The organism is Massilia sp. GCM10023247 (assembly GCF_042653325.1).
In the GTDB taxonomy this organism is placed as follows: domain Bacteria; phylum Pseudomonadota; class Gammaproteobacteria; order Burkholderiales; family Burkholderiaceae_D; genus Telluria.
In genome coordinates, this window is sequence record NZ_JBHSIB010000014.1 from 1 (window position 1) to 6,818 (window position 6,818).

Consider the following 6,818-nt stretch of genomic DNA (forward strand, 5'->3'; position numbering starts at 1 on the left):
CTAACCAGTACTAATTGCCCGTACGGCTTGTCCCTATAACCTTAGCAGGTCATGGTAATTCGAGAATACAGTGCTGTTTGTTGACACGACAGTTACTACTCATAAAACCTACTTCTTCCAGATTCTGAGCCGCGTTCATTGAACGATGCTCGTAAAAGTCATGCCTGATGACCATAGCAAGTCGGTCCCACCCCTTCCCATCCCGAACAGGACCGTGAAACGACTTTGCGCCGATGATAGTGCTGCAACCAGTGTGAAAGTAGGTTATCGTCAGGCTAGTTATAAAGAAAAACCGCTCAAGTGATCTTGGGCGGTTTTTTTTCGTCTGTCGCTTTTGCGCCCAGTGCCGGGATCGAGTGTCGGGCGGTGGCCGATCGCGCGGTGAACGCGTGGGCGGAGCCTGCGCGCCCGGCCACACCCTCGGAACTCCACGCGGCGTAGCTCACGGACCCGGTCAACGGATTGTCATGACCGTGCCGCTGTTTGCGGGCGCAAGTGGCGCGAGCACAGAGGGACTGACGCTGATTCCCTTCAGGTCACGGCCGGACGCGGTCGACCAGTAATTGATGATCGTGCGCATAGCGCCGGGAAGCAGTGGATTCGGGCCGCTGCCATTGTAATAACCGGCTGCGGCCGTCGGGTCGACCGCTAGCGGGTCGTTTTCGATGAAGGTCAGCAGCATGGACAGGGCTGGAGCCATGTTGAAATAGGCATCGGCGTGGTTATGCGCAGGCAATCCCACGCGCTCGCCCACTTTTTTCAAGCGATCGCGCGCACTCTCTCCTTCGGCTTTCAGCGCGCGCACGACATACGTATCTTCGGCAACGGCCAGGTGGAACCACGAAAGGGTGGCGACTGCCCAGAATTCCTCCCGCATCAGGTTGCCGTTGTTGCGCCTCAGGTTCAACATCTCTTTGAGACGGCGTGCGTGGTTGGCAATTGCGGCGTCATCGGTGTCGCGCATGCCGCTGCTGTTGTTTGCATTGACGATCCCGCGCCATACTTCTCTAGCGAAGGCTTCGAACACCGAGACAAAGTCCCGGTTGGAAGACGTCGGCTTATCGAAAAGGTAGGCACGGTTGCCATCGGCGCCGTGGTTCAGATCCATTCCCAGCAGCCTGTAATAGGTGTTGCGCCGGATCGCACGGGGATCGGGCCGCAGCCAACTGGTCAGCGATCCGACGAAGCCTGCGCCATGGTCCCGGTAAAACAGGGATTCGGTGGTACGCAGCCACATCGCCGTCTCGAAATCCGGAGTTTCGAATCGTTCGCCGTTCTCATATTCCCGCAACACCCGATCGAAGATCTCGAAAATGCGGGTATTTTCAATGAGGTAAGCGTAGATGAGATGATCCCAGCGCTGGACGGTCGGCGCCGCCGCAATGCCGGCCGCAAGCGCCGGCGCGCCATAGGCCGTTGACAAAATTCCGGACGGCGAGCCGTACTCAGGGCTGGAGGGCGGAGACAAGCGCGTCGAATAAAAATGTTCGAGCGCATTCACCAACACCTGCGGGTGTACCTTCATCAGCGCCTCCATTTCGGACAGCGTGGGTGGTCCCGGCAGCGTCCCTGCGTTCCACTTCGCAAACTGGAAAAACATGACAATCTCCTGGCGGACAATACTTGTGCGAATTCAGTGCCTTGTTGCCGGCGCCCCCGTTTGATGCTTTGCGATGCTTGCGATGCTCGTGGCAACAGGTCTGCCCGGGTTATTCAAATGAGAACGGTCTGCTCTGCATGACCGAATCCCTGGTCACCACGAGAACATTGCCGGCATTGACGTGCTCGGGAACCTTCGCCACCAATGTCCCGGTGCGCTCATCCCATGTCCATTGCTCTGGACCGAGCTCGTGGCCGGCAACGTGCATCTCCAATGGACGGGCAGGCACGCACCTGGCCAACAGGATTTTTTCGGGAGAAGTCTGGGTTTCGACCAGCCCCAAGTCTCTGACCAGGGTCGAGCGCTTGATACAGAGTGGTTCCACACAGACGACGGACTGCCCGGGCCATACCAAGGTGACCGGCCCGAAGCGCCCGCCGTTCCCAGGAGGCGCGCTAAGGCTGACCTGGTAAGCCTGGCGGTCATTCTTGCTCGCCGCTGTACTCGGTGTGACATGGATGCGCAGCAGATACCTGCCGTCGAGATAGGCGGCGATCGGAGGTTCGCTGAAAGTGGCGTCGACACCGACACGTCCGGTGTTTTCAACGATTTCCTTTTCGGACAGGTGGGGGCGGTCCTCGACCGGGATCTGCGTCAGGCCCACATCGCCGCCCTCGTCGACATAACCGCGCACCCGCAGCATCACCGCAGCGAAGCCACGTTGCATCTCTCTCGCTTTTTCGGTCAGGGGAATACCCGTGAATTGAACTAGCATCGCGATCTCCTAGAGTGCGCGCACGGTGTCGCCGACGCGCTGGGTCCATGCTTCGTATTGTTGTGCGATCTCGGGGGCGCGCTGTGGAGCGATCGCCATCTCGTAACCCGACAGGGCAAGCAAGCGGATCGGTTCCTGCTGCGCCCAGTGGGGCGAAGTCGTCAGTGCGCTGCCCAGCTGCTTCGACCATTGCATCAAGGCGTCGGGCCTGACTTTTGCGGGATCGACCAGCTCGACGATGCTGCGGCCTCCGAATGCAGTCATGGGGTGCAGCAGCGATAGCTCGGCAAGCCGAGGCAGCATCCCGTCCGAGTACTCGAGGAACGCGCGCGTGCCGGGCTCAGCGCGCCCGAGCTGGTGTACGTCGCGCCATGCATAGGCCAGGTCGTCCCATGGTCCGGCGCCGTACATGCGCCGGCAGTACTCGACATTCAACAAGATCCGGATATACGGTATCGGATGCGGATCGCCCGGAATGTAGCGCAGCACCGCGTCTTCGTCCGCAGCCACCACGTCATGCAGCGCAGCGACAGCCGCGTAACCGCAATGCACGAATGCGTGGATGTCGGCGACGATTTCGGATGCTGCCGCAATCCACGCTTCCAGCACTTCGTGCGGCACCGCCCTGGCGAATCCCTGGCGTAGCAAGGTCATGAATTCGCCGGTCCAGCCGAGAAGGTGCGCCACTTGATGGCCGGTCTCGTGCAACAGGCTGGTCGGCCGATACAGGTTATGGCGCGTAATTTTGATTGCCGCCACCGGACTCAAGGTGCCGTTGTCCCACAGCCGCACATTGGCCCGCAGAATGGAGGCCCCGAGACCCTTGTCGATATACTTCAGCACCGGGGGCGCCTGCTTGCCCAACTGGTGCAGCACGCTCTCCATGCTGCGCGCGGCGATCAGATCGAGTGCGCGCAGGATGGAGCCGAGCTTCGGGCTCGAGCGGGTATTGATGGCGTCGCCATAGAAATCGAGGATCGTCTCGACGGCGACATACAGGCGGCGAAATGCCAGCAGCCGCGTGCGTACCAGTTTCAGCTGCTCGATCGTTTGCGCATTCGCCAGCTGCGCGGTCAAGCCATTGGCCTCCACCCGCAGGCGCTCGACCGTCGCCGCCAGATGCCTCCGGATCGCAAGATTGAGGTACCGCTCGATCCGTCCCCATGCCTCGACCGCGGCGAAATTGTCGATGTCGTCGATCGTCACGATCGCGGCGCGCCAATGCGCCAGCTGGCGCGTGAGCTGCGCACGCAAGGCGCGGTCTTGGCTCATGCCTATCTCCGCACGAATCCGGGCACGATGGACACAGACGGTAGTTGCAATTTGCGCGCGGCTGCCCGCACGTCGGCCATGCCCGGAACCCGGCCAGCCAGAGCGGCCCGCAGCACTTGCAAGCCCGGATGCGCAAACACCAGCACGACTGTCACGCCGTCGGCCGGATTGCGGGTAGCGCTCGCAAACTCGGCCAGCCTGCTATTGAAATAGCGGATGAGCGCAGCCTTGACCATCTTGATAAGGGCCTTGGCGATTTCTTCGAGAAGCCACTTGACGACCCGCTTGGCCGCTTCGCCAGCAATGCGTTGCCAGAATTCCTCGCCTTCCATCTCGCCCGGCAGTTCGCGGTTGAAGGTCAGGTGCTTGGTGGGGCCGCCCTGGGAGATGCTGGCGATGACCGCGCCCGCAAGACCTTGCGCAATGCGCACCGCAGTCATCGGCCCCGCCTTGGGGCCGCTTGCGACGACACGTTGCGCATCCGCCTCGGAGAAAAAGACGCTGATCCTTACCTGGTTCGAGGGCAGGTCGACGGTCAGGTTGGCCTCGCTCGAACGGACTTTGCTCGCTGCCCCGACGGCATAACCCCGTGTCGCTTCGATGTAATAAAAGCGGTTGCCAATCCCGATCTTGTTGCGCGACTCGAGGAACTGTGGATCCGGATCGCGGCCTAGTCCGGGTTCGCGAAGCAGCAGGCCCGCGGCGCGGGTGGTCAAGGGATGAAGTTTCGATGATGCGGCCGCCGCGCCCGTACCCAGGCCAGGTGTGCGCCGTTCCAGCAGTGCGATCTGGGTCAGGACCGTGCCCGGGATGGCTTCATAAACATGGATCTTTACCTTCGCCGGCAACGCGATATTCTGCGATCGCAGGAAGGCAGCAAGCGGTCGGTTGCCGAAGGTGTGCACGTTCGCGGCCGCTTGCGGCGTGAGGGTCACTTCGAAAATGCGGCTGTACTTCTTGTAGCGGGGCCGGGGGCGCATGATCCATGCGCCTGCTTCCCCTTCGCCGGACGTCTCGAAATACATTTCGCGTTCGGCCAGCCGTGTCCCATCGAGCAACTGTGGCGGAAAGTGCGCCATTGCTGCCTCAAAAAAGGCCTCGTTTGTCACGGCTTCGAGCACGCCTTGCTGCTCGAGGTTTTCGCCGACTCCCTCGAAATGAGCGAATCCGAAATCATTAATGCGGCGGACGGCATCTTCGAGTGTCGCCGCCACGGCGCGCGCCGCTACCCGCGGATCGGTCTCGCTTTCGGTTTCCAGCGTAATCATGCGCAGGCCGATGTTGACCAGGGCACGCGACAGCGCCGCGGCCGCCGCCGGGCCCACATACGGCGAAACCAGCTTGGCCAGATGACCAGCCAGGAAGTTCACCACGCGCTGACGGCCGATCACGGTCATACCGACCCGCAGCAGCGGCAGGATGGCCGGGATAAACTGCTGGATCACCGGTGTGGGATTTTCGCCGGCCTGCAGCTTGGAAAACTCCGCCACGAATTGCTCGCGTGCGTTGTCGAGCGTGGTCAGCGGGCTGGCTGCGTTCAAATCGGCGCTTTCCTGCGTTGCTTCGTTCAGCAATAGCTCGCTTTCCTGCTCGTCGCGCGCGAACATCAGGGTCACCACCTCCATATCGAAGGCCTCGGATATCGCTTCCGCTTCCGGCATGGTGGCCGCTTCGTGTTCCTGGTTTTCCGCCTCGCCCAATCCCGCTTCGCGCAGGATGCCCAAGCGCTTGCCCAGCAGGGTCGCCGCCGGGCGCAGTTCCGCAGGCAGCTTGCCCAGTGCAAAACGAATGACCCGATTGAGGAGGGGGCGCACCAGTTTCACCAGCTTCTTGAGCAGCGCACCGACAGGCAGCACCTTTGAAACTGCGCTGATGCCTTTTTTCGCCAGGCTCACCGCACCGCTTGCCACTTTTTTCAGCTTACGCCAGGCCCCCTTGAGAAAGTCCTCGAACTCGGGAGAAACGGCGCCCGGCTGCGGCGCGAAGCTCTCGAAGAACGTTTCGAAGTCGGCCTGCGACATGTTTTCCATCTGCTGCTGCGCGGCCGCGTTCCCCGCTTGTTCATACATGCGTTCCATCGCCAGTTGCAGTGGATTGAGCCATTCCGCGAGTAACTGCTGGGTGCCCGCTTCATCGGCGGGTGCGGATTGATTGCCCGCCTCGCTGCCATTGGCGTTGAACTGCAGCGCCTGCGCCGCGGCCTCTGCGGCCAAACTGGACACCGCTTCATTGAAGTCGCGGTCGAACATCTCGGTGACAACCTCCTCGACCATCTGCGCCTCCAGGTTGACCGGGGCTTCGCCGTCATAACGCGAAACGAAAGGCGTGTCGAGCTGCGAGGTCCATTGCTGCTCGCGCTCATCAGTGGGCGGTAGGCCGCGCTGTTCCCAGGATTCCGTGGTGAAGCGGGTATCCAGGAAAGGGGTCTCCGGCTCGAAGCCTTCGACCGCCGTCTCGGCGCCCGGCGCCAGGTTCCGGAAGGGACTTTCGTACTGCGTATTCATGCGTAATCTCCTGAATGGGTAGACCTGACGGGCTCCGGCTACCGTATGACGACGGGGAAAACACTGAGGTCGAGCAGATGACGCGAAACAGTTGAGTCGACGACCATGCCAAGCCTTAGCGCTGCGGCGAGGGTCGGAAGAGCTGCGATCGACTTTAGAGGCGGCAGAAAGGTCGCGTTTGATCATTGTCAAACGTGCCGGGAGGCCTGTTGAGCGCGCGGAGGAGGCCGCCAGTGGTTGCCGGCGAAACGGATAGGCGTGACGCACTTGTCATCCGGCCACAGCTTTGCTATAGTTCGCCTCCTCGCGAAAACGACAACGAAATCAAGTAGTTGAAGAAGCAACGAGATGCCGCAGACTCTGCGGTGTAGCAAAAAAGAAGTTGACGAACATCGCGAAACACTGCATAATCTCATCTCTCTGCTGCTGACGAACAAAACGATTCGCAGAACACAGCAAGGCAGTACCGAATTCAGTTCTTTAAAAATTAACAGTCGATAAGTGTGGGCGTTTGATGAAGGTGCCAAGAACTTCGGTTCTTGATTACTTAAAATATCAAATGTTCACAAAAGTATTAACGTTGCTCAGCAATGAGAGACGGTCAGTATCTTGAGTGAGCGACCCCTGAGCAATCAGGGTGACTCGAAAGAGTCAACAAACAGAGATT

At 60.4% G+C, this 6,818-nt stretch carries 4 protein-coding genes and 1 rRNA gene; 1 reads left to right on the forward strand and 4 read right to left on the reverse strand.

What is annotated here, in order from left to right:
- Positions 1–163 precede the first annotated feature (163 nt).
- Positions 164–276: ribosomal RNA gene (rrf, locus tag ACFPAH_RS14230) — 5S ribosomal RNA — on the forward strand.
- Between the two features lie 178 nt (positions 277–454).
- Here the strand turns inward: rrf and ACFPAH_RS14235 are convergent.
- The 4 genes from ACFPAH_RS14235 to ACFPAH_RS14250 all read right to left on the reverse strand — a co-directional run bounded on the left by ACFPAH_RS14235 (position 455) and on the right by ACFPAH_RS14250 (position 6,151).
- Positions 455–1,600: a hypothetical protein gene (locus ACFPAH_RS14235; RefSeq protein ID WP_379746544.1), complete on the reverse strand. Its 1,146-nt coding sequence runs from the start codon at positions 1,598–1,600 to the stop codon at positions 455–457.
- A gap of 109 nt (positions 1,601–1,709) precedes the next feature.
- Positions 1,710–2,375: a hypothetical protein gene (locus ACFPAH_RS14240; RefSeq protein ID WP_379746547.1), complete on the reverse strand. Its 666-nt coding sequence runs from the start codon at positions 2,373–2,375 to the stop codon at positions 1,710–1,712.
- A 9-nt stretch (positions 2,376–2,384) separates the two neighbouring features.
- Positions 2,385–3,647 (reverse strand): hypothetical protein, encoded by a 1,263-nt coding sequence (locus ACFPAH_RS14245; RefSeq protein WP_379746550.1) that lies wholly within the window; start codon positions 3,645–3,647, stop codon positions 2,385–2,387.
- Positions 3,648–3,649: 2 nt separating this feature from the next.
- Complete coding sequence (locus tag ACFPAH_RS14250) at positions 3,650–6,151, reverse strand: hypothetical protein (protein WP_379746553.1); 2,502 nt, start codon at positions 6,149–6,151, stop codon at positions 3,650–3,652.
- Positions 6,152–6,818: the final 667 nt, after the last annotated feature.